General features: G+C 55.3%; 23 protein-coding genes. 14 read left to right on the top strand and 9 right to left on the bottom strand.

The features are described from left to right. Position 1: 1 nt before the first annotated feature. From DCX48_03370 to DCX48_03335, 8 genes are read right to left on the bottom strand one after another with little or no spacing between them, the layout of a single operon-like run. Positions 2-655 carry an EscR/YscR/HrcR family type III secretion system export apparatus protein gene (locus DCX48_03370; protein ID QXE13626.1) on the bottom strand — a complete coding sequence of 218 codons (654 nt, stop codon included), beginning with the start codon at positions 653-655 and terminating at the stop codon, positions 2-4. Next, positions 652-1,869 (bottom strand): YscQ/HrcQ family type III secretion apparatus protein, encoded by a 1,218-nt coding sequence (locus DCX48_03365; GenBank protein QXE13625.1) that lies wholly within the window; start codon positions 1,867-1,869, stop codon positions 652-654. The genes DCX48_03370 and DCX48_03365 overlap by 4 nt, the downstream gene beginning before the upstream one ends. Beyond that, positions 1,866-2,387 (bottom strand): type III secretion protein, encoded by a 522-nt coding sequence (locus DCX48_03360; GenBank protein QXE13624.1) that lies wholly within the window; start codon positions 2,385-2,387, stop codon positions 1,866-1,868. Before DCX48_03360 ends, DCX48_03365 begins: the two co-directional genes overlap by 4 nt. After that, positions 2,384-2,821 (bottom strand): type III secretion protein, encoded by a 438-nt coding sequence (locus DCX48_03355; protein ID QXE13623.1) that lies wholly within the window; start codon positions 2,819-2,821, stop codon positions 2,384-2,386. Before DCX48_03355 ends, DCX48_03360 begins: the two co-directional genes overlap by 4 nt. Then, positions 2,811-4,178, bottom strand: a complete 1,368-nt coding sequence (locus DCX48_03350) for an EscN/YscN/HrcN family type III secretion system ATPase (protein QXE13622.1) — start codon at positions 4,176-4,178, stop codon at positions 2,811-2,813. The genes DCX48_03355 and DCX48_03350 overlap by 11 nt, the downstream gene beginning before the upstream one ends. Continuing rightward, positions 4,178-5,113 (bottom strand): EscD/YscD/HrpQ family type III secretion system inner membrane ring protein, encoded by a 936-nt coding sequence (locus tag DCX48_03345; GenBank protein ID QXE13621.1) that lies wholly within the window; start codon positions 5,111-5,113, stop codon positions 4,178-4,180. Before DCX48_03345 ends, DCX48_03350 begins: the two co-directional genes overlap by 1 nt. A 9-nt stretch (positions 5,114-5,122) precedes the next feature. Then, entirely contained in the window at positions 5,123-7,225 is a 2,103-nt protein-coding gene (locus DCX48_03340) for an EscV/YscV/HrcV family type III secretion system export apparatus protein (protein ID QXE13620.1), read from the bottom strand. Beyond that, on the bottom strand, positions 7,222-8,412 hold the full coding sequence (locus tag DCX48_03335) for a YopN family type III secretion system gatekeeper subunit (protein QXE13619.1): 1,191 nt from the start codon (positions 8,410-8,412) through the stop codon (positions 7,222-7,224). Before DCX48_03335 ends, DCX48_03340 begins: the two co-directional genes overlap by 4 nt. A 327-nt stretch (positions 8,413-8,739) precedes the next feature. On the opposite strand from DCX48_03335, the gene DCX48_03330 reads away from it, so the two are divergent. The 4 genes from DCX48_03330 to DCX48_03315 all read left to right on the top strand — a co-directional run bounded on the left by DCX48_03330 (position 8,740) and on the right by DCX48_03315 (position 13,090). After that, on the top strand, positions 8,740-9,282 hold the full coding sequence (locus tag DCX48_03330) for an RNA polymerase sigma factor (GenBank protein QXE13618.1): 543 nt from the start codon (positions 8,740-8,742) through the stop codon (positions 9,280-9,282). A gap of 241 nt (positions 9,283-9,523) precedes the next feature. Then, positions 9,524-10,993, top strand: a complete 1,470-nt coding sequence (locus tag DCX48_03325; protein ID QXE13617.1) for a PAS domain S-box protein — start codon at positions 9,524-9,526, stop codon at positions 10,991-10,993. A gap of 36 nt (positions 10,994-11,029) precedes the next feature. After that, a complete protein-coding gene (locus DCX48_03320) occupies positions 11,030-11,671 on the top strand; it encodes a response regulator transcription factor (GenBank protein ID QXE13616.1) in 642 nt (213 codons plus the stop codon). Positions 11,672-12,025: 354 nt separating this feature from the next. After that, positions 12,026-13,090 carry a sigma-54-dependent Fis family transcriptional regulator gene (locus DCX48_03315; protein QXE13615.1) on the top strand — a complete coding sequence of 355 codons (1,065 nt, stop codon included), beginning with the start codon at positions 12,026-12,028 and terminating at the stop codon, positions 13,088-13,090. Positions 13,091-13,186: 96 nt separating this feature from the next. Here the strand turns inward: DCX48_03315 and DCX48_03310 are convergent, their stop codons facing one another. Continuing rightward, positions 13,187-14,767 carry an EAL domain-containing protein gene (locus tag DCX48_03310; GenBank protein ID QXE13614.1) on the bottom strand — a complete coding sequence of 527 codons (1,581 nt, stop codon included), beginning with the start codon at positions 14,765-14,767 and terminating at the stop codon, positions 13,187-13,189. Positions 14,768-15,147: 380 nt separating this feature from the next. Between DCX48_03310 and DCX48_03305 the strand changes: the two genes are divergently transcribed. The 10 genes from DCX48_03305 to DCX48_03260 all read left to right on the top strand — a co-directional run bounded on the left by DCX48_03305 (position 15,148) and on the right by DCX48_03260 (position 21,211). Further along, positions 15,148-15,354 carry an Hrp pili protein HrpA gene (locus DCX48_03305; protein QXE13613.1) on the top strand — a complete coding sequence of 69 codons (207 nt, stop codon included), beginning with the start codon at positions 15,148-15,150 and terminating at the stop codon, positions 15,352-15,354. A gap of 68 nt (positions 15,355-15,422) precedes the next feature. After that, positions 15,423-15,794, top strand: coding sequence for a type III secretion protein (locus DCX48_03300; protein ID QXE13612.1), 372 nt, complete (start codon positions 15,423-15,425; stop codon positions 15,792-15,794). Between the two features lie 6 nt (positions 15,795-15,800). Continuing rightward, positions 15,801-16,568 (top strand): EscJ/YscJ/HrcJ family type III secretion inner membrane ring protein, encoded by a 768-nt coding sequence (locus tag DCX48_03295; GenBank protein QXE13611.1) that lies wholly within the window; start codon positions 15,801-15,803, stop codon positions 16,566-16,568. Beyond that, the gene (locus tag DCX48_03290; protein QXE13610.1) at positions 16,565-17,197 is read left to right on the top strand and encodes a type III secretion protein; all 633 of its coding nucleotides are present in this window, start codon (positions 16,565-16,567) and stop codon (positions 17,195-17,197) included. The genes DCX48_03295 and DCX48_03290 overlap by 4 nt, the downstream gene beginning before the upstream one ends. 37 nt (positions 17,198-17,234) lie before the next feature. Beyond that, positions 17,235-17,837 (top strand): HrpE/YscL family type III secretion apparatus protein, encoded by a 603-nt coding sequence (locus tag DCX48_03285; GenBank protein QXE13609.1) that lies wholly within the window; start codon positions 17,235-17,237, stop codon positions 17,835-17,837. 107 nt (positions 17,838-17,944) lie between these two features. After that, positions 17,945-18,169 (top strand): serine kinase, encoded by a 225-nt coding sequence (locus tag DCX48_03280; GenBank protein ID QXE13608.1) that lies wholly within the window; start codon positions 17,945-17,947, stop codon positions 18,167-18,169. After that, positions 18,156-18,590 (top strand): type III secretion protein, encoded by a 435-nt coding sequence (locus DCX48_03275; protein QXE13607.1) that lies wholly within the window; start codon positions 18,156-18,158, stop codon positions 18,588-18,590. Before DCX48_03280 ends, DCX48_03275 begins: the two co-directional genes overlap by 14 nt. Continuing rightward, positions 18,583-20,652 carry an EscC/YscC/HrcC family type III secretion system outer membrane ring protein gene (locus tag DCX48_03270; GenBank protein ID QXE13606.1) on the top strand — a complete coding sequence of 690 codons (2,070 nt, stop codon included), beginning with the start codon at positions 18,583-18,585 and terminating at the stop codon, positions 20,650-20,652. The genes DCX48_03275 and DCX48_03270 overlap by 8 nt, the downstream gene beginning before the upstream one ends. A gap of 27 nt (positions 20,653-20,679) precedes the next feature. After that, positions 20,680-20,871, top strand: coding sequence for a type III secretion protein HrpT (locus DCX48_03265; GenBank protein QXE13605.1), 192 nt, complete (start codon positions 20,680-20,682; stop codon positions 20,869-20,871). After that, positions 20,864-21,211 carry a type III secretion protein gene (locus DCX48_03260; GenBank protein ID QXE13604.1) on the top strand — a complete coding sequence of 116 codons (348 nt, stop codon included), beginning with the start codon at positions 20,864-20,866 and terminating at the stop codon, positions 21,209-21,211. Before DCX48_03265 ends, DCX48_03260 begins: the two co-directional genes overlap by 8 nt. The last annotated feature ends 141 nt before the right edge of the window (positions 21,212-21,352 follow it).

Genomic DNA, 21,352 nt, shown 5'->3' with positions numbered 1-21,352 from the left:
CTCACAGGTAGCTGTAGAACAGGCCGTCTAGCAGCCGTGTCCAGCCGTTGACCAGCACGAACAGCAGCAGCTTTAACGGCAGCGAGAGCGTCATCGGTGCGACCATCTGCATCCCCAGCGCTAACAGCACATTGGAGACGATGAGGTCGATGACGATGAACGGGATATAGATCAGAAAGCCGATTTTGAACCCAGCCTGTAGCTCCGACAGCACGAAAGCCGGAATCACCAGCAGCAGGTTTTGCGTATTCACCTTCTCGGATAGCGAGGCAGGCCACATTTGCAGGCTGTTCTCATGCAAATGGGTGAGGATATCCGGGTCAACGTTGCGCGACATAAAGGTTTGCAGCGGTTCCAACCCGTAGGTCACGCTGGCCTGAAGCGAGGTGATATCGGTCATATCCAGCGGTTTTTCCTGCACGCGCTTGCTGATGTCCTGAAACACCGGAGCCATGACAAACATCGTTGCCGCAAGGGCGATACCGTACAGCGCCATATTAGGCGGTACCTGCTGCACCCCGATGGCGTTGCGGGTAATCAGCAGCACAATCGCAATCTTCAGAAAGCAGGTGCAGACAATCATCATCAGCGGAATCAAAGAGAGCGCGCCCAGAAAGAGCGCAAACATCAACGGATCGAATGCGCCGGACGTCATGGTGCCAGCTCCTGTGCGGCGGCGTGTTCTTCATCCTGCATTGGTAACATAGGTTTCGGCGTGGAAAAGCGCTGGGTAATCTGTAGCCCCAATCGGCCTTCCACATCGACCAGATCGCCGCTCGCCAGCGCGATATCCCCGTGATACAGCCAGGCTTGCCCCGGCACCACATCGCGCAGCGTCAGCACGCTACCGCTGGCAAGATGTTGCAATTCCGCCAGCGTCATCGTCAGGCTGCCGCAGCGAATGTGTAAGGTGATCGGCAGCGGCGGTAAACTTTCAGTGACATTGTCACTATCGAGCGTAAATTCAAACGCCGATGTATCGGAGTTAGGATCGGCTAGCATTATATCGGTCGCGGTCGCGGGCATTGAGACAGTCTCCATGTCGGTAACGGTAAAAATATAGGGCGCGTGTTCTGCGAGTTGCAGCGTGCCGCGAAGGCGGAGCGTGCCGGATGACAGCGTTCCCTCGCCGGACGGCGTAAACCACGGGCGATTAGGGAGAACTATGTCGCCAGTTTGGAGGTGTTGCAGCGTGGTAAACGGCAACACGACGTCAGCCAGCGTCAGCGGGATAGCGATAGTCATTCCTGCGGGTAGCGCACGGCGCTGGCGATGCCATTCAGCAAGAGAAAATAGTTTTAGCCAGGTGGCGTCAGCAGCCTGCATCCTGCTGCGCACCACAATCCCGTTCCAGCTCACGTTGAACCAGGCGCAGAGTGCGGCACTATTGCTGCATTGTTGGGCGCTGTGTTGTTGAGGGCTGTACTGTTGGGTGTCGTGCTGTTGTGCAGAATCACGTTCTTCCGAGGTCGCTGCCGTTGGATAAATCTCCCCCACAAGCGACCGCAGCACGGGGTTCAGCGACTGGTTGTAGAGCGTCCAGTACCACGTCTGCGCCGCGTCGTCGTCTTCGGTAAGGGGCAACAGCGGGCAGTCGGACAGCAGGCTGAGCACAGGAAACGGATCGGTCAGTGAGAAATTGCCGATATCGCTACGCCAGTTGCTTACCTGTGCGGCAGACGTTTCCTCTATCTGCTCACCCTTATGTGCCAGTTGAAGGTGCAGCCAGCCAGCCAGCCCATCGCGGACAAAAGGCAGCGATAGTCCGGCGGCCAGCGTCGATCTGATGCGGGCGTGTTGTATGCGCATGATCGGCAGCGTCAGCGGTCTGACATGCAGTGAATTGAAGTCGAGTGCATTCTGGCTCATCGCTCATACTCTCTGGCGTCAAAACGCAGGTTGATAGGGCAATCCAGCGCGGTGGCTATTGCGCGACGGCACGCTTCACGCCGATCTTTTAACTGGTGGTAACTTTCCCGGCTAAAGCGCAGAGAAATGTCCCAGCCGCGTGGCACCATATTGGCTAAACGGGCATCGATGTCGCCCAACTGCGGTAGTTGCAGGCTAAAGGCAAACGGTGGGGCGCAAATGTTGTCCATCGCCTCCATCAGTTCGCATTGCAGTGGCTGCCACTGTGACGGTGTCACATTTTGTGGGCTTTCTGGTGCCTCGCTATACAGCGACAGCGACGTGCTGATGGGGTTGCCCTGCGGTAACGCGATAGGCGTTTCCTGATAGAGCGCGTCTTCAAAGCCGTCTGAAAACGTGAAGGCTTCCCAGAAATCGGTATGTTGCGGGTCGTCTGCGCGTGAGGATTTGCCGTGTAGCGTGGCCTGTGCGTTCTGTGTTGCCTTGGACTCGGATGACGCAATCTGTCGGTTATTCATACGTGCTCCTGAGGTAACGTAAGCAGATACTCCAGTTTCTCCACCGCCTTTTGACATTGGCGGGTCGCGTTGCGGGCGTCATCAACCTGACGCTGCTGGTCGTCGTGCTGCTGCTGTGTGGCCTGAACCTGCTGCGCTTCTGCCGCTATCTCGCCGAGTAAACGCTGTTCGGCGGAAAGGTGTTTTTTCAGGTTTTCCAGCGTTTGGCGTTGTCCCTGAGTCTCTTGGACAAACGCGTCACGCTGTGTGTGACTGGCCTGTCGCAGCGCCTCGACCTGCTGCCGGTGATGGCGTTGCTGCTCCGCAATCCTGATAAGCTGCTGTTCTTCCTGCCGCTGCTGGCGCTCGCTGCGGCTTAAGCGCTGGCGGCGTATCGGCATCAGCAGATTCAGCACGCTTTGTAACTCGGCATCACGTTCGGTGTTATGGGGCATAGCGGCTGACTCCAGCGAGCTGTTGTTGAATCACGCCATAAGGCATCGGTTCACGCATCGACTGGCGCAGAAACTGTGTGATCTCTGAATGGGCGTTGACTGCCGAATCGGTTAATTCGTCATGACCGGGCTGGTATTCGCCGAGGCGGATCAGCATCTCGACCTGTTTGTAAGCTGCCATCAGACGCCGTACGCCGCCCGCATTGCGGGTGTGATCGGTATCCACGACGTTACTCATGGTACGGCTCAGGCTGGCGAGCACGTCGATAGCCGGATAATGCCCTTGTTCCGCCAGACGTCGGGCGAGCACGATGTGTCCGTCGATCAGCGAACGAACTTCGTCAGCGACCGGATCGTTCATGGAATCCTGTTCGATCAGCACGGAATAGAGCGCGGTGATGGCACCGTCTTCCGTTTGTCCGGCACGTTCGACCAGACGCGGCAGCAGCGTATAGACCGACGGCGGTAGCCCGCCTCGCCCCTGTGGTTCCCCGAGTGCCAGACCGATTTCACGCTGGGCGCGGGCGAAACGCGTCAGGGAATCAAGAATCAGCAGCACCTGACGGCCTTCTGCGCGGTAGGCTTCGGCGATGGCGGTGGCAGTGAATGCCGCGCGGGCGCGCTCCATACTGCTACGGTCGGAAGTCGAACATACCAACACGGTGCGGCTACGCAGCTCGTCGTCCAGTTCGTGGTCGAGAAACTCGCGTAGTTCGCGCCCACGTTCGCCAATCAGCCCGAAAACGATGGTGTCGCACGGCGTATTACGCGCCAGTTCCGCGAGCAGCGTGGTTTTGCCGCAGCCCGCACCGGCGAAAATACCGACGCGCTGACCCTGACCGATGGTCAGCAGGCCATCGACGGCGCGTAATCCGGTGGGGAGCGGCTGGCTGATGCGCGGTCTGGAGGTCGGCGGCGGGGCATCGCCCAGCACCGGCTGCGTGCGCCCCGTGACCTGACCCGGTTCGACAAAGGCGCTCTCGCCGCCGTCTTCCAATGCCCGACCAAATCCGTCCAATACGCTGCCCAGCAAACGTTCTGACACCTGAATACGGTGCGGCTGATACAGCGGCGTCACGGTCGCACCTTGTGCAATGCCGTCCAGCGCACCGAGTGCGGAGAGGAAAGTATTGTCCGGGCTGAATCCAACGATTTCGGCCATCATTTGGCTGTCATCCTGACGCGCCACCCAGCACAAATCGCCAATACGTGCCTGCGGCAAGCTGCACTCCAGCAAAATACCGCTGACGGCCATGACGCGGCCTTTTTTCTCCACCGGCGCGTAACCCGCCAGATGCTGGCGCTGTCGGGCGACCCACTGATCGAGCAGCGGAAAAGAAGAAGATTGTGTCTGCATCACCAGTTCACCGTTATCTGTTGTCTGCCGCTGAATTCAATCTGGTGCTCGTCAATTCTCACCAGACGCAGGTTGTCGATCTCATCGCCGATGAAAAAGCGCTGACCATCTGCCGTAACGACATTGGCGCGTGACCCGCTGGTTACCTGAATGATCTGAAACGGCAATTGCTCCGTTTTCAGCTGTGTCCGGTTATCAACGGATAGCGCGGTTCTATAACGTTGGTGGAACTGGGCGAGCATCCGTTCCAGCTTTTTTTGATCGTCTGGCGTTAATTGCCCGGTGAGCGTGAGGCGATCCTGATACGCCGCCACTTTCACGGCCGCGCTCAGCTCCCGTTCCTGCAACATAATCCGCAGCGTGCTTTCTAACTGTGGCAGCGTGCCAAGTGGCTTGCGGGTATCCTGCGGCGGCGGGGCGGCAGGCATTGCGACGCTCTCCTGTAGCTGCCAACTGCCCACCATCACCAGCAGCAATGCGCCGAGCAGCAAGTAGCAGGCTTTGGCCCACAGCGGTAGGCGCGGCGCGGGTGCAGTGGTGGGAATGGGCACAGTGGTATGAACTGGTGAGTCATCGGCGGGGATATCCGCAGAGGGGATGTCCTCTTCCGTAGACAGAGGCGTTTCATTGTCATCAGGCCAGGGGGTATCGGCGGCTACGATGCAGAGCCAAATTTGCCCCAGTGCAAAAGGGGTACCGGGCGGCAGCGCGTTAATGTATTCGACGGAGTGGCCTTCCGCATTAGACAAGGTGCCATCCTGTGCGCTAAGCGCCCAGCCGTCTGCGGCCTTCTCCAACTGGCCGTGATAAGGCGCAATGCCGGGATCGTAGAGCACAAGGTCGGCATCATCGGCTGCACCGATGCGCCAGGCGTTTCCACAGAGCGGCAGCGCCGCTCCGCGATGTAAACCAGTCAGCACGCGTAATTCAAACATGGTGTCTTCCTATGCGCTAAAGGGATCAGGGGAGTCGTAAAGATCAAGGCGTCCAATGACGTTGATCGACAGGGTGGATTCCAGTTCGGTGAAGGACAGCACGGGGACGTGGTGAAATTCGTCCTGTAACAGCGTGCGCAGCGGGCTGCGTAAATCCTGTGCTACCAGCACCAGACTGCTCTGTGACGAGAACGGTGGAAACGCCTGCCGCAATTGGCTGAGCAGCGTTGAGGCGTAGTCTTGCGTCAGGGCGAAGAAGGTTTCGTTCTGCGTCTGGCGTAGCGCATCGCGCAGCAGCTCTTCGCTTTCCGGCGTCAGCAGCCAGACCGCGAGGTTGTTCTCATCGCTGTACTGGTGGCAGATTTGTGATTTGAGCGCCAGACGCACGTAGTCGGTCAACGCCAGCGTGTCCCGTTCGTGTTGGCCGACTTCAATCAGCGCTTCGGCGATAGGGCGCACCGACCGCAGCGGTACACGTTCGGAAGCCAGCCGTTGCAGTACGCTGGCAAAACGCGAAAGCGGCATGATGCGCTGTAGCTCCTGCGCCAACTCCGGCTGTTCACTCTCCAGCCAGGCCAGAATAGATTTGGTTTCCTGTAAGCCGATGAACTGTGAACCTGTGCGGTGAATGGCCTGTTCCATGCGAGCCAGAATCAGCTCATCTGATGTCCAGCGCGGTATGTCGTCCGGCTGCTGGGCGACATGCGCCAGCGGCAGCCATAGCCACTGGCTTTCATCCCGTAACGTGTGGCCTGGCGTGGCGATCGTCGCGTCAACCTGTTCGATGGCTCCATTGGCAACCGCCAACTGGTCGGTGACAAATGTGGCTTTAACGTAGGGAATTTCATAGACACAAAACTGGAATTCATCTTCCGCCAGACGGTCGCTGAATTCGATATCAAAGGACGGCAGCGTAAAGCCAAAGCGGTAGACCAGCCGATTACGCAGGCGACGGATATTCTGCACCAACACCGTCGCCGTCGGCTGCCCTTGCCAGACCGGATGAAACAGCAGCAGGTAGGCACGCGTGGGGTTGAAGCGCCGTAGATCTTGATAACCGTTCTGTTCGGCAGGCATGTTGTCCGCTTCCAATTGGTTGGCATCCAACTGGCCTTGTTGTTTGATGCGCCAGAGCTGAAACAGACCGCTGCCGAGCGAGGACAAACTGATGGCGACAAACACCAACGTTGGCATCCCCGGCAGCAGTGCAAATCCAAACATGCCGATGGAGGAGATGATCCACGCCTTGGGCTGGCTGGTGAGCTGCTCCGCTATTTCCCGACCAATATTGGCATCCACTTTTTGCCCGTCGGCCGAAACGCGAGTAATGATCATCCCGGCGGTCAGTGAAATCAGCAGTGCCGGAATCTGGGCGATCAGCCCATCGCCGATGGTCAATACCGAGTAGACGTGCATGGCATCGGACGCGGCCATATTGTGTTGCAACACGCCGATGGCAAAGCCGCCGATCATGTTAATGAACACGATAACCAGCGACGCAATCGCATCGCCTTTAACGAACTTCATCGCGCCATCCATTGCCCCGAAAAGCTGGCTTTCTTTCGCCAGATTTTCCCGCCGCTGCCGTGCCTGATGGGCTTCGATTAACCCAGCGCGGAGATCGCTGTCGATGGACATCTGTTTACCTGGCATCGCATCGAGCGTGAAGCGTGCCGCCACCTCGGCCACACGTTCAGAGCCTTTGGTGATGACCATAAAATTCACTACCGTCAGAATCAGGAAAATAACCAGACCGACCGCCAGATTCCCGCCCACCACGTAGTTACCGAAAGCCTCAACGATATGGCCGCCGTCCTGCTGGAGCAGAATTTGGCGCGTGGTGGAAATGGAGATCGCCAGCCGGAACATGGTGGTTAGCAGCAGCACCGCCGGAAACGTCGAGAAAGCCAGTGGTTTAGGCAGGTACATCGCCAGCACGATTAGCAGAGAGGAGGCACAGATATTAAGCGCGATCAGCACATCGATCAGTCCGGTGGGCAGCGGGATGATCATCATGAAAACGATAGACATGACGATCACCGCGCCCACCACCTCCGAGCGCTGCATTGCACTCAGCGCAATACGATTTAGCCAGATAATCAGCAGATTCATGGCTGCCCCTTATCCGGCGTGTGCGGGGGCTGTTTTGGCTGTGCCAGATCATCATGCTGAGTATTTTTGGCTTGCTGTTTCTCGTATTGGGCGATATCGCCAATCATGCCGCGTATCAGTTGGAGCGCCGTTTGCCGATTTTTGCTGTCTCGCCACAGCGGATGTGGCAGGTCGCTGACGAGCGGCAGCAGGGCGCTGAAAAACATAGCCTGATGTTGCACCTGTGTACCGGCAACTTCCCGACCGAGATTATGCAGATCGCGGGCGTAGGCGCCGTTTGCGCTCAGGCCAATCAAACGACGCGTCAATTCCACGGCACCCAGCGTAAACGCGGGCACTTTGTTCGCCAATCGAGTGAGCAGCGTCTGGCTGGATGACAGCGTGTGGCTCAGGTGACGGGAATCGTTGAGATTGCTCAGCATCTTGCTGAGAACGGCTTTTGAAATAGACGGCGTCAGCGAGGCGATATCCGCCGCTAATGCGCGTTGCAACGTGCGCAGCCCAATGGAAAATGTCGCGGCGTCAAAGCGTTCCAACAGGGAGTCCAGCAGCGCACTGGCCGACTGCTGATGCACGATTTTCTGGTAGTACAGATCGCGCATCGCCTGTTTTTGTTCCGGCTGCGTACTGAACAGAGCAATGGCCGTTGCCGTATTCAGGCCAGCCCGAACTTCCGGCCCTTTCTCTTGATGCAACTGCTGTAGCGCATTTTCTGCCGCGGTTGCCAGCTCAGGCTGCTGCGCTGATTGCTGCTGGATGTGGCGCAGCAAAATGTCCCCGCGTGCCGGATCGTTGCCTGCGGCCTCCAGCACAGAATCAATAGACGGTGAACCTTGCCGCGTCAACAGATCGCGCATGCGGCTCAACTGCTGGTCGAGGGTACTTTGTGACGGATTTTCCAACATTTTGAACAGTTCCGTCAGTTTCTCGATCCGTTCAACGTTGGCAGTGGCACGCGCTTCTGGCTGCTGGGCGATTTGACGCCGATTCAGTGATTTACTCCTACGTTCGGCCTGCTCGCCAAATGCCATGGCGACCTCCTCCATTGAGGTAGAGAGTGGAGAACCGGGTGAAGCATGAAGCGAACTCGTCTGCTGTACCGCAACCTGCGGCACGGGATCGTCATCCACGACGACAGGGCGCGGTAGGGCGCTGCTAGTGGGAAGAACCGTCGGTATTTTGATCATGATGTCATCCTGAATGAACCGGCTACGTGTCGTGGTGTGAACGTGCAGTGATATGAATGTATTGCTGTGTGGACGCAGAAAAGGATGGGTTCCCCGGTGTGAAGTCATCGGAGCAGGCTGAATTTGATGGCGGATTGGATTAAATGCCGTTTTACTGATTGCAATAACTTGCAATTTCACGCCGTTGGCGTTGGCAATAAGTGGCGCGATAAAAAACAAAATTAAAAATAACTGATTAAAAATCAGTGGAATAAAAATTATTTTGGGCTGGCATAAGGCTTGCTCTTCCGTTTTTGCCAATAGGGCACAACAACGGAGAGTCAGCAAATGGAAATGTCTACCAAACACACCGAACAGACCCCTTCGCTTTACCCGGCGCTAGCTGTCGATTGGGAACAGGTGTTTCGTCAACACGGAAAGAAATTGCATAACTTTATCCGCAAGCGCGTCAGCAACCATGATGACGTTGAGGATTTACAGCAAATGACCTATCTGGAAGTGCTCAAACATCAGGATAAATTTGCGGGGGCATCGCGGCCGGAAACATGGGTGTTCGGCATTGCTCTCAATCTGGTGCGCAACTATTTCAAGCAGGCACGACAGCGCGCTCAGGAAATGGGCGATGAGATGCTGGAACATATCGCGATAGAACTCGATCCCGGCGCGATTACCGAAAGCCAGCGAGCCCTGAAACGCGCCATGGATGCTATCGTCTCATTGCCTGAGGATACTCGTCAGATGCTGATGCAACTGCTGGATACCGATGCCAGCTACCAGGATCTCGCGTTGCAGTTGGGGATCCCCATCGGTACGGTGCGGTCACGACTGTCTCGTGCCCGAGGTGTGATCCGTCAGGCCGTTGAATCCTGACGCTATCCCACGGGACGAAAGGACGTGTCTGCCGCCGCCGTTTTTCACTGCTTGATGTGGTGACCGCCTGATTCAATAGGGCGGTTGCCGCTCAGGACGTAGGTCGCACGTTGTGATATCAGGTCGCGTTTAGCCGTTGCAGGGTTTCCTGTCCATCTTCTGGAATGTTGAGACGCCGTATTGCGCTACCTGCACCGCGGGTGGCTGCACCAATGTCTTAATTCAAAATAAGGAGATGGCAATGATGTTTACCCAACCTTTTCGTTCCGATGAACAAACCAAGGCCCCCGAACTGGAGCTAGTAGATTTTGCGTTTGGCCGTATCAAGGATGCGATTTATATCGTCAATGCAGATCAGCGTTTCTGTTATGTCAATGAGGCTGCCAGTCAGACGCTGGGCTACAGCATCACGGAGTTTATGCATCTGAGTGTGGTTGATATCGATCCCTGCTGGGCCGCCGAGCATCGCTCGCCCGATTGGTTGCTGGAGTATGAATCTGGCGTGGGTACCACTTTTGAAACCCGGCACCTCACTCGCTACGGTATGACTATTCCAGTCGAGGTCAATCTAACGCATTTCCAACATAAAGGACGCAGCTACAGCATGTGTGTAGTCAGAGATATCAGGGAACGTAAACATATCGAACAGTTAGCTTACGCGCGAGATCAGGAATTTCGCGCGCTGGTAGAAAATTCACCGGATTTGATTATTCGCTTCGATCCCAGCCTGAATTGCCTGTATGCCAATCCCGCCAGTTTGAAACATTTGGAATTTACCGTAGAGCAACTTCGAGGCCGAATGATTACGGAGTTGATGCCCGGAGCGGGGTGTGCCATCCGCATGGAACAGTTGGTGCAGCAGGTTGTCGATACCCGCAGCAGCGCGGAAGGCGAAGTGATGGAAGAGCTAGGGAAAGGCGATCAGCGTCATCAAAGCATTCACCATATTCGCTGCGTGCCGGAGTTCGATCAGCGTGGCGCTCTGGTTTCCATTCTGACCGTGGGGCGGGACATTACCGCCATTCGCTATGCGGAGAAGACGCTGGCCGATTCACATATGCAACTGCGCTTACTGGCACGCCAGCGTGAGATTTCACGCGAGGAAGAGCGCAAGCATATCGCACAGGAAATTCACGATGAGCTTGGGCAACACCTGACCACGATTCGCATGAGCCTGTCGCTGATGCGCATGTGCTTTGCCAAGAAAAATCCAGAGATGCAGGCGCATCTGCAAAAGTTGATGCAACTGACTGACCAAACGATTCAGGTGGTGCGTAATGTCTTGACGCGACTCAGGCCGAATGTATTAAATATGGGGCTCACGCCTGCGCTGGAATGGCTGTGCGACGAATTTAACCGACACTACAGTGCAACCTGCCTGTTGCGAACGCCGGGGGAAACGTTGGCACTTAATGATGAAAGCACTACCGCGGCATTTCGTGTCGCTCAGGAGTCGTTGACCAATGTGGCGCGTTATGCTGCTGCCACACAGGTGATCATTACGCTGGAAAATCAGCAGGACTGCGTTGTGCTGTGTATCAAAGACAACGGTAAAGGGTTTGATTCCCGCGCGAAAAATAAAAACGCCTTCGGTCTTATGAGTATGAAAGAGCGAGGTCGCATGCTGGGGGGCGAAGTCATCATTGAAAGTGCACCCGGCAAAGGCACGCAGGTGCAGTTAACGTTTCCTAAAAATGGCTATCTCCGTTAATCGCGGAACAAGAATAACAAAAGGAAGAAATGAGCGATGGACAAACAAATACGTTTAATGATCGCAGACGATCACGTCATTATGCGTGAAGGACTCAAGCAGATCTTCGCGCTGGATGACTCGCTGAGCGTCGTCGCTGAAGCCGGAAACGGAGCACAGGTGCTGGCGCAGTTGCGCAGCGTGGCACCCGATTTGCTGCTGCTGGATATGTCGATGCCCGGTATCAGCGGTGAAGCGCTGATTTCGCGCGTAGTGGCGCAATATCCGCGTCTGCCGATTTTGGTGCTCAGCATGTACAGCGAGGCGCAGATTGCACAGCATGCCCTGAAAAGCGGTGCCAGAGGCTACATCACCAAAGATAAAGACCCAGAGGCGCTGCTGGCGGCGATCCGTCGTGTGGCGCAGGGCGCCCGCTATATCGATCACACCATTGCCGGGCAGCTGGTTTTTTCTCATTATACCGAGGGCGGCAGAGCCGAGCACGACGTCCTGACGGCCAGAGAGCACCAAATCATGATTATGTTTGCGCAGGGGATGGGGATTAACACCATCGCCAATGAGCTGGCCATCAGCAACAAAACGGTCAGTACCCACAAAGCGCGCCTGATGGAAAAAATGCAGTTCAGTACCAATGTGGAGATTGTTAAATACGTCTTTAGCAAGAAGCTCATTCCCTAGCAATGGGAGCCCGAGACGATAACAGATAAAAGGGATTCAACAGTCGATGAATCCCTTTTGCTGAAGCTAACGTTTTCCTGACAATCCCTTTTCGTTTTCCTGCGAATCATCTGGAAGAGTAACGGGCTGTTTTTACTAATTTTGGCCGATTGTTTGTAGTCATTTCCCTACAAATCCCTCTGAAATTCCTACCTGATGTTCAGCGATGCCTGATGGTTTCATTATTCAATGACGGTAATGATTGTCATCGTTCCACCAGTGATGAATCGGTGTGCGCTACGCGGAGAAATGCGGTGGTTCGCCCCACGTTATGGAAAGCAGTGAGTTAGCCCGTTTGGGCCCCAGGAGTAGTTAATGAACAATCATTACCGTCAGGACAGACAGCACTATTCATCATTAAGACATTCATCATCAGAGAATTCAGCATTAGAAAATCCCCCATTAGCAAACCGATCACTCGAATATTCCTCGTTACCGTCGAGCTATTCCACCTACACGGCTGAGGATATTCACTCATCGTTGTCGCCAATCATCAATGTTATTGCTCCTCTCAATGTCGACATCGTTCTCGAAGGTGAAACGGGTACGGGGAAAGACACGCTGGCAAACCGGATCCATCAAATTTCTCAATGCAGCGGCCCTTTGGTGGCGGTGAACTGTGCCGCTGTGCCGGAAAATCTGGCTGAAAGCGAGCTGTTTGGCGTGGTATCGGGTGCGTATACCGGCGCTAACCGCTCCCGCGCCGGTTATCTTGAAAGTGCAGACAAGGGAATACTGTTTTTGGATGAGATCGACAGCATGCCCATGACGCTGCAAGCCAAGATGTTACGCGTGCTGGAAAGCCGCGGCGTTAAGCGGCTGGGGAGTACTCAGTTCACCCCCGTAGATATGCGTGTGATTGTGGCGACGCAAACACCGCTGCTGCAACTGGTAGAGAAAGGATTGTTTCGACGCGATCTTTATTTCCGTCTGGATACGGTAAAAATTCAGTTGCCGACTCTGCGTTCCCGCAGTGATCTCATTCTGCCGCTGTTTCAGCGTTTTAGTCAGGAAGCGGCGGTACGCCTGCGGATGACATTGCCGCCGATGACGGCGGAAATTGACGAGCAACTGCTGACCCACAGCTGGCCGGGCAATATCCGTGAGCTGAAAGCGGCGGCCGATCGCTGGGCAATGGGGCTGTCGCCCTTGGCTGAAATTCAACAACTACTGCATCCACGCCCTTTGCAGCTCAAAGACCGTTTAAAGCGGATTGAAAAGTTTCTGATTCAGGATGCGCTGCGCCGCCACGGCCACTGTATTGACGATGTGATTGTGGAGTTGGGGATCCCCAAACGAACGCTCTACCATCGCCTGAAAGTGCTTAACGTGACGGTGCGAGAAATGTGCGCAGGGGGCGGGGAAACGTGTCAGGCATGATAAACGCATGACGATCGTTTAAACCGATCGTTTAAACACCCATATACCGTGGACGATGGAAGTAGGTCTACCTTTGACGGTAGACCTACTTTCAGGTTACGCCGTTTCTATCGGTGGGCACTGATAGTGATGGATATCTGGTAGATCGCATAATGCTACCGCTTTACTGAAATACCATCCTTGTATCATCGCTGAAGGGCACTGCTGAAGGATATAAGCGGCCTGCTCGCGTGTTTCTACCCCTTCGATAATTACGGGGACGTCCAGTTTTTTGACCAGGGTGAAGAGCAGGTCCGCCATGGCGGCATTAACCGAGTCCGTACCAATGGCACCGACGAAAACTTTGTCGATTTTGATCATATCAAACGGTAAGTGGCTCAGATAATCCAGATTGGAATACCCCGTGCCGAAATCATCAAGCGCAACCTTATAGCCCTCGCGTCGTAATGCCTCAAGACCGTTGGCCAGCGTCTGGTGGGATGTGCTCGACCGCTCGGTAAGTTCTAACATGATACGCGCTCTGTCTATCCCCAGTTCGTCACACATCTTCTGTAGGAAATGGTGATAGTCAGGCGAAACAATATCGGTTACCGACAGATTAATACTGAGAAGGAAGGGGGGCTCCTGCGTGAGGTACGGCTGCATATCATGCAATGCCTGACGCGTAATGATCCGAGTGAGCTCCGGTAAATAGCCCATTTCTTCTGCAATATTGATGAAGTATTCCGGCGAGACGTTGTCGCCGTGCTCGTTTCTCCAGCGGGCCAATGCTTCTACGCCAATAATGGCACGCTGTGGCAGGCTGATCAGAGGCTGATAATGCACCTGAAACCGTTGGTGTTTGATCGCGCGTTTTAGCTGTGATGGCAAAGCCTGATGCCGATCGTAGTAGAGCTGATAGGAGAAGGTAGAGCTGGCACCAATCAGCAAACCGAGAAACAGAAGAGAAGCGATGACATACCAAGGGTGATACAGAATACCTGCGGAATCCAACTGAGCCAGTACGCAGATATCTCGGTTCTGCGCACAGAAAAACGTCTGGCGTTTTCCCATGGTCAGCCACGCGTTATTCTGCTGCCGTGTTTGCCTAAACGCAGGCAGATCAATGTCGCCAAATTTTTGATAAACATGGTCCAGATTACGTGTGAGTAGCATCGCACTATGCTCGGCCGGCGGCTGAGTGAAACGGCGAAATGCAGCGGCGGCGGTGATGGTGACCACACCGTTGAGGCTTGCCATATCTGCGGTAATACGTGGATCAACCACATCCTTCATTGCGGTCCACAGTTGCACGCCATCCGGCGTCGTCAGGTTCGGTGGCAGCAGATAAATAGGAGGATTGAGCATCCCCCAGCCAGCAGAGCAGATGAGATAATTATTTTTGATACGTCCGATATCGCGTAGATAAACGGAGTAAAAAGAGATCAGGCGTAATTCTTTTAGATCGGCACTGGAGCACGGGGTGTTATTCAGCGTCAGAACCCGGTTGATGGTTTCCCGGCCTTCATTCGCGACGGCGATTCCCTGATCGAGTACCTCCTCGCTATAGTGCAGTAGTTGTGTTTGTTCCATCCTGGCGACAATGGCTTGCCCAAGTAACAGGGCTAGCAATGCGCTGCCAAGTGAAATTGAAACCAGTCTGAACCACAATCCAGTATTCGTCGTTAAGGCGAGCATAGCGATCATCCGGCAGCATGACGGAAATAAAAGCGGCATAGATTCAGATATCGCATCCTTGCCAACGGTACAGCGTTTATCAGCCATTATTCAGGGGCAGAAGAATGGCGTAAACGATCCTACAAATCAAAACCACGCGTGCGTTTTCGGCAGACGCAGTCGTGGTCTTTGCTATTTTAAAGGAAAATGGTCGCTAGCTAACGGTCGGAAAGGTTGATAAAACCAGCCTAGTTCTTCCCCTCGAATACGATTTCCCGAAAGAATTTCCTTTCAGCGGGAACTCCTCCAGCCCGATCTCTACTTAATGAATGAACAAGATGACTGTATGTACAGCATGACAGTTCACTACCGTAAACATTCATCATATTTGGAGATATATCATGGCTTTAGGACTTTCTCAGGTTGCATCTCAGGCGGCTTCTCAGACTCTGGATACCGCGATGGCCGGTTCTCTGACTCGTGCAGCAGGCGCGCAGGCACAGAAAATTGCGTTGGATACGGAAAACTCCATTCTGGATGGTCAGATGGATTCTGCCTCCAAATCACTGAACTCTGGGCAGAAAGCGGCGAAAGCTATCCAGTTCTGATCGTGAGTCAACGAGCCGGGGCTATGCTCCGGCTTTATTTTTATCCCGTCCGCGATGGAATCCACACCATGAAAATCAACCACGCCAGTACGTTGCCTCAGCCGGGGGATGCTCCGCTGGCGGACAACGGCACGTCTTTTTCCTTTTCTGCCAACGATCAGGATGTTTCCTGGTTTAGTGCGGCGTTGTCATCGGCACCGATGACGGCAGGAAGCGGTAACAGTCAGTGGCTGGGTGCGCTGGCGGAAAAATCTCAGGGATTGAACGGCGTCTTCAAATCCGCCGAACGCGACGTCAGCCAGGCGATGCGTTCCAATAATCCAAAGGATGTACTGGATGCAACCCGAACACTGTCGTCGTTCTATCTGGAAAGCTTGCTGAGCGCCAAACTGGTGGCGAAAAGTGTGCAAAGTCTGGAAAAACTCACCAACTTACAGTAGCGGCCTATGAAAATAGATAAGCGAGTGTTGCTCCTGCTGATCGGATTATTGGCTGGCTGCGGTGAGCCGATTGAGCTGAATCGCGGGCTGTCGGAGAACGATGCCAACGAAGCGATTTCAATGCTTGGCCGCTATCAGATCGGTGCGGAGAAACGGGTTGAGAAAACCGGCGTCACGCTGGTGATCGATGCAAAAAATATGGAACGCGCCGTCAACATTCTAAATGCGGCGGGTTTACCGAAGCAGTCGCGCACTAATCTGGGGGAAGTTTTTCAGAAAAGCGGTGTGATCTCGACGCCGCTGGAAGAGCGAGCCCGCTATATCTATGCCTTGTCGCAGGAAGTCGAAGCGACGCTGGCGCAGATCGATGGCGTGATGGTGGCGCGAGTGCATGTGGTGTTGCCCGAGCGTATCGCGCCCGGCGAACCGGTTCAGCCCGCCTCAGCAGCGGTATTTATTAAATATCGTGCCGAACTGGAACCGGATGGGATGGAGCCGCGTATCCGTCGGATGGTCGCCAGCAGTATTCCCGGTCTGTCTGGTAAGGACGATAAAGAACTGGCGATCGTTTTTGTTCCGGCAGAACCGTATCAGGACACGATCCCCGTCGTTACGCTGGGGCCGTTCACGCTGACGCCGGATGAAATGCGTCGTTGGCAGTGGAGCGCTGGGCTATTTGGCCTAGTGCTGGCTGGGCTATTAGGCTGGCGTATTGGCTCGCCTTACCTGCGACAATGGCAGCAGAAAAAAGCGAGGGCGTCGTCGTCACAATGACAACACAAGAGCAAACCAGAGGGCGCGAATCGGATGGCATCACACCGCTTGCGTGGCTGACCTGGTGGGTAAAGGACTGTCTGTTACAAGCGGACCCCAGTTGGTGGACGGGGGGCGTTATGTTGCCTGATTCGCCACGGCGTCGCGACTGGCTGCATGTGAACGCCGTACAGCTTAATCGCTATTTCTCTCTGCCGTTGGTCTTACCGCCGGATCCGCTTGCCTCGCTGATGCAACTGGGGACTCTGGATACGGCGCAGCGGGAAACGGTATTACACCTGATGGCACGGGTGTGCCAGCCCATACGTGAACCGAATCACTCTGACGCAGAGGGCATATGGTGTGAACGGCTGGCAAAGGCGCTGCGGCCCGGTTTGTGGCTACCGACACCGGCTGCTTTTTCTGCTCAATCATCACCGGATCCCTCGACATCACGCGACCAGGACGCCTTGATGCTGTTGCGCGTTCGCTATGGCGAAGCGTGCTGGCCGCGTCTGCGATTGCTCTTTCCATATGATTGTTCCCGTGATTGGGGAACCCACTGTCAGGCTCCAGCAGTGTCATTACCCGCCGCCCGGCTGAATGCGCTGTGCGATGCCCTAATCTGGAAGGCATCAACCCCCGCATAACCCTCCTCATTTTTATTCATTTTGCTAAGGACGAAGCATGCTGACGACAAAGATGTTTGTGACATTACCCGGCGCAAGTCGAGATGAAGCGGTGATTATTCCGGCGGAGCGGGTTGCGGCGCATCGTCGCAGTCGGACACTCTGGGAAGAAGCCACTGTACAGGCAGAGACGATCGTGGCACAGGCGCACAATCGTGCTGGAACGCTCTGCGAACAGGCGGTAGAAAATGCAGAAGCTGCGTTCTGGCAGCAGGCAAACGCATTACTGCTGGGCGTTCGGCAAGACAGGATGCGCCTTGAGCAGACCATGATTACGCAAGCCGGACAACTGCTGCGCGATGCATTGGCGCACTTGCTGGATAAAACGCCTACGCCGTCACGCCATCATGCCTTATTGCGACAGTTGCTGAAACAACAGCAGGGGGAGAGCCGAGGAACGCTGTACTGCCATCCCGGTCAGCTTGCCGATGTGCAACATTGGCTGGACGCGCATCCACATTTGGAGTGGCGTCTCGCCAGCGATGAGGCATTGGATAACGATGCCATGAAGCTGATCACGGCGCATGGCGTGATGTCGCTGAACTGGCGGCAGGCGACACAGCAGCTCATTCCTCCCAATCACTCCGCCGCTGCTATGTGAAATCATCGTTTGCCAATGGGAACTGCACGCCAGGGTTAACCACTCACTATCAGGTCAGCGACCGAAACCTGTTTTGTGAGAAAAATACCTTATGAGGAGAACGTGCTATGTCCCTTAACCCCATTCAGCGCCGCCTTGACGCGCACCTGGTCGATTCGCAGCAGCAACTGGATGATATTGCTCTGAATGTTGCCGAAGGCGGTGCCAGTCAGGCTGATAGCTACGCTTTTTTTGAAGCCAGTATGGATTATTCCAATGCCAACTGGGCGGTCGGGCAACTGTTGAGCGTTAAGCACGGTTTGGCAAAGGCCATCATCAATGACTTCAACTGAGTTAGCCGCGATGCTGGAGCGCTGGCTAAACGGCGGAGCGTCAATGCTGAAACTGGAGATCGACGGCGGCGCAGTGGCGATAGTACGGCAGTCATCGGGCGTGGCATGCAGTGCGGCGATTCCGCTGCACACGGTGCCGGATGAGCCGATGCTGGCACGCGCATTACAGCTGGCTGATGCCGCTCACGCGCAGTTTCAGGAGGATACCGCCGTACTTTCGCTCTCACCGCAGGATGAACAGTTTTGGCTATGGATGTGGCCCGATGCCGACGACGTCATGCAACTGTGCCGCAGTCTGGAAACCTTACTTAATCAACGGGACGTCTGGCTGAGCCTGCTCACGCCGCGCACAAAAGCGGCTGTTTCCGCCCCACTTAATCTGAGCACGCTGGCTTTTTTGCAAGGAGAACGACATGCGTAAGGGATTGATACGTAATGGATCGTATAGCATTTTGCTGGTGATCTATCGCTGGTTTTGCTGGGCAATAGTGCTGATCGGGATTATCCCCGTGAATGGGGTTATTTCGTTGGCGTACGCCGCCACACCCGCCGACTGGAATAAAGGGGCGTATGCGTATTCTGCCGAGCAAACGCCACTGTCTGCGATTCTGGCGGATTTCGCCAACAGCCACGGCGTGGATTTGGTGTTGGGCAATATTGCGGACAATGAGGTGACGGCGAAGATTCGGGCGGATAATCCCACGCTGTTTCTCGACAGGCTGGCGCTGGAGCATCGCTTCCAGTGGTTTGTGTATAACAATGCGCTGTATGTCAGCCCACAGGATGAACAGGCGTCGGTGCGTCTGGAGATCTCACCGGATGCTGCGCCTGACATCAAACAGGCACTCAGTGGCATCGGGCTGATCGACTCGCGCTTCGGCTGGGGGGAGTTACCTGAAGAGGGCGTAGTGCTGGTTACCGGGCCGAAGGCGTATATCGATTTGATCCGTAATTTTAGCCAACAGCGGGAAAAGCAGGACGAACGGCGTAAGGTGATGATTTTCCCGCTGCGCTATGCCTCTGTATCCGACCGAACGCTGCAATACCGCGATCAAAAAATCACGATTCCGGGCGTCGCGACCATTCTCAATGAACTGATGGATGGTCAGCGAGCCGCACCGGCGGGCGCATCTGGTCCGATGCCCGTACAGCCGGATACGGGGATGGAAGCTATGCGGGACAGTACGCGTTCGCTGATGACTCGGCTCGCAACCCGCACTAGCCCAGGACGCAGCGGTGAGGCGTCAAGCCGCGTGACGCTAAGCGGCAAGATCTCCGCTGATGTACGCAATAATGCGCTGTTGATTCGGGATGATGAAAAACGCCGGGCGGAGTACCAACAGCTCGTCGAGCATATCGATGTACCGCAAAATCTGGTCAACATTGATGCCATTATTTTGGATGTGGATCGTACCGCGCTGTCGCGGCTGGAAGCGAACTGGCAGGCGCAGCTCGGCAATGTGAGCGCGGGCAGCACCATGATGATGGGACGAAGCACGTTGTTTGTCAGTGATTTCAAGCGTTTCTTCGCTGATATTCAGGCGTTGGAGGGAGAAGGGACGGCCTCCATCGTCGCCAATCCTTCCGTGCTGACGCTGGAGAACCAGCCTGCGATTGTCGATTTCAGCCGGACGGCGTTCATCACGGCGACGGGTGAGCGTGTCGCGGACATTCAACCAGTGACGGCGGGCACCAGCCTGCAAGTGACGCCGCGGGTGATTGGTGAAGGGGCACAGCGCAGCATCCAACTGGTTATCGATATCGAAGATGGTCAGGTCGAGACAGGGCGCGAGGGGGAAGCCTCTGGCGTGAAGCGCGGTACTGTCAGCACGCAGGCGTTGATTGGTGAGAACCGAGCGCTGGTGTTGGGCGGTTTTCACGTCGAGGAGAGCGGTGACCGCGATCGTCGTATTCCGATCCTTGGGGATATCCCGCTGCTGGGGAAACTGTTTACCTCGACGCGTCATGAAGTCTCTCGCCGCGAGCGCCTTTTCATTCTTACACCCCACCTTGTTGGCGATCAAACCGATCCTACGCGCTATGTGTCCTCCGTCAATCGCCAGCAGTTGAACGGTGCCATGAACCGCGTGGCGCAGCGCAACGGTAAAACGGATCTCTATAGCCTGATTGAAGGCGCGTTCCGCGATCTTGCCAGCCGCCAGCTTCCTGCCGGGTTTCAGGCCGACAGCAAAGGCGCGCGATTGGGAGAGGTGTGCCGCTCACAGTCGGGCCTGATCTATGACAGCTCGCGCTATCAATGGTATGGCAACGGTCAGGTACGCCTGAGCGTAGGCGTGGTGCGTAATGGAGGCACCCAGCCACAGCGTTTTGATGAAGCGGCTTGTGCCAGTAGCCGCACGCTAGCGGTGGCCGTGTGGCCGAAAACGACGCTGGCACCGGGGGAATCCAGCGAGGTGTTCCTTGCTTTGCAGCCCGCGCTAACGGCTCAACCAACCCGACGCAATGTGCTGATATCAAATTAATAATCTTATCCACTACAGGAGATGCATATGAACCATAAAACGTGGTTAGTGGTGTTCATCGCATTCTTATTGAGTGCCTGCAATTCACCGCGGCAGGTGACTAACTGTGCTTCAGTCACCTGTCGCCCGCAGCCAGAAACGCGACAGCTCATCATCTGGTGGCAGCCTGACCTGCGCAATGGCCCGGCGGATTACAGCAGGGTAAGCGTGGATGAGTGAGCCAACGGAAGTATTCGACAATCAGCATGATTTTCTCTCAGCGCTGGAAACCACGCCGACGGCATGTTGGTCAGTACAACCGGGCGTGAGGCTGTGGTTTACGGTAGTGTCGGCGCGGCAGGTTGAACTCATCTTAACGCTGGCACCTGCCCGACATTATCCCGGTATGCTGCGGCAAATTTTACAACGCCGCTTTCTGGAGGCTGACACGCTACCTGCATGCAGCCTGAGCCTGGATGAACAGCACACTCTGCGGTTACGCCGCTCATTATCCATATTGACTGACTCCGTCGCAGCGATCGACGAACTGTGGCGTTTAGCCGGTCTACCTCCGCGCTGAACCGTGAAAAAGTCCTGTGTTTTCGTATGTAAGGCGGGAACCACGCAGGCAAGAAAATCACTTAATGGGGGAGTGTCACAATCACGCGGGCTGACCGCAAACCTATTGGCGCTTTCATACTCCATTTATTCATTGAGGAAA

Origin of the sequence: Pectobacterium atrosepticum (assembly GCA_019056595.1) — a bacterium.
Classification (GTDB): domain Bacteria; phylum Pseudomonadota; class Gammaproteobacteria; order Enterobacterales; family Enterobacteriaceae; genus Pectobacterium; species Pectobacterium atrosepticum.
Note: the sequence above shows the minus strand (reverse complement) of the source record. Positions and strands in the feature narration are given on the sequence as shown.

Coding starts and splice junctions, on each gene's coding strand:
- DCX48_03285 (QXE13609.1), top strand. CDS start 17,235: ATGCTGACGACAAAGATGTTTGTGACATTACCCGGCGCAAGTCGAGAT.
- DCX48_03360 (QXE13624.1), bottom strand. CDS start 2,387: ATGAATAACCGACAGATTGCGTCATCCGAGTCCAAGGCAACACAGAAC.
- DCX48_03265 (QXE13605.1), top strand. CDS start 20,680: ATGAACCATAAAACGTGGTTAGTGGTGTTCATCGCATTCTTATTGAGT.
- DCX48_03320 (QXE13616.1), top strand. CDS start 11,030: ATGGACAAACAAATACGTTTAATGATCGCAGACGATCACGTCATTATG.
- DCX48_03260 (QXE13604.1), top strand. CDS start 20,864: ATGAGTGAGCCAACGGAAGTATTCGACAATCAGCATGATTTTCTCTCA.
- DCX48_03330 (QXE13618.1), top strand. CDS start 8,740: ATGGAAATGTCTACCAAACACACCGAACAGACCCCTTCGCTTTACCCG.
- DCX48_03335 (QXE13619.1), bottom strand. CDS start 8,412: ATGATCAAAATACCGACGGTTCTTCCCACTAGCAGCGCCCTACCGCGC.
- DCX48_03370 (QXE13626.1), bottom strand. CDS start 655: ATGACGTCCGGCGCATTCGATCCGTTGATGTTTGCGCTCTTTCTGGGC.
- DCX48_03340 (QXE13620.1), bottom strand. CDS start 7,225: ATGAATCTGCTGATTATCTGGCTAAATCGTATTGCGCTGAGTGCAATG.
- DCX48_03305 (QXE13613.1), top strand. CDS start 15,148: ATGGCTTTAGGACTTTCTCAGGTTGCATCTCAGGCGGCTTCTCAGACT.
- DCX48_03325 (QXE13617.1), top strand. CDS start 9,524: ATGATGTTTACCCAACCTTTTCGTTCCGATGAACAAACCAAGGCCCCC.
- DCX48_03300 (QXE13612.1), top strand. CDS start 15,423: ATGAAAATCAACCACGCCAGTACGTTGCCTCAGCCGGGGGATGCTCCG.
- DCX48_03295 (QXE13611.1), top strand. CDS start 15,801: ATGAAAATAGATAAGCGAGTGTTGCTCCTGCTGATCGGATTATTGGCT.
- DCX48_03350 (QXE13622.1), bottom strand. CDS start 4,178: ATGCAGACACAATCTTCTTCTTTTCCGCTGCTCGATCAGTGGGTCGCC.
- DCX48_03310 (QXE13614.1), bottom strand. CDS start 14,767: ATGCTCGCCTTAACGACGAATACTGGATTGTGGTTCAGACTGGTTTCA.
- DCX48_03315 (QXE13615.1), top strand. CDS start 12,026: ATGAACAATCATTACCGTCAGGACAGACAGCACTATTCATCATTAAGA.
- DCX48_03345 (QXE13621.1), bottom strand. CDS start 5,113: ATGTTTGAATTACGCGTGCTGACTGGTTTACATCGCGGAGCGGCGCTG.
- DCX48_03365 (QXE13625.1), bottom strand. CDS start 1,869: ATGAGCCAGAATGCACTCGACTTCAATTCACTGCATGTCAGACCGCTG.
- DCX48_03280 (QXE13608.1), top strand. CDS start 17,945: ATGTCCCTTAACCCCATTCAGCGCCGCCTTGACGCGCACCTGGTCGAT.
- DCX48_03290 (QXE13610.1), top strand. CDS start 16,565: ATGACAACACAAGAGCAAACCAGAGGGCGCGAATCGGATGGCATCACA.
- DCX48_03275 (QXE13607.1), top strand. CDS start 18,156: ATGACTTCAACTGAGTTAGCCGCGATGCTGGAGCGCTGGCTAAACGGC.
- DCX48_03270 (QXE13606.1), top strand. CDS start 18,583: ATGCGTAAGGGATTGATACGTAATGGATCGTATAGCATTTTGCTGGTG.
- DCX48_03355 (QXE13623.1), bottom strand. CDS start 2,821: ATGCCCCATAACACCGAACGTGATGCCGAGTTACAAAGCGTGCTGAAT.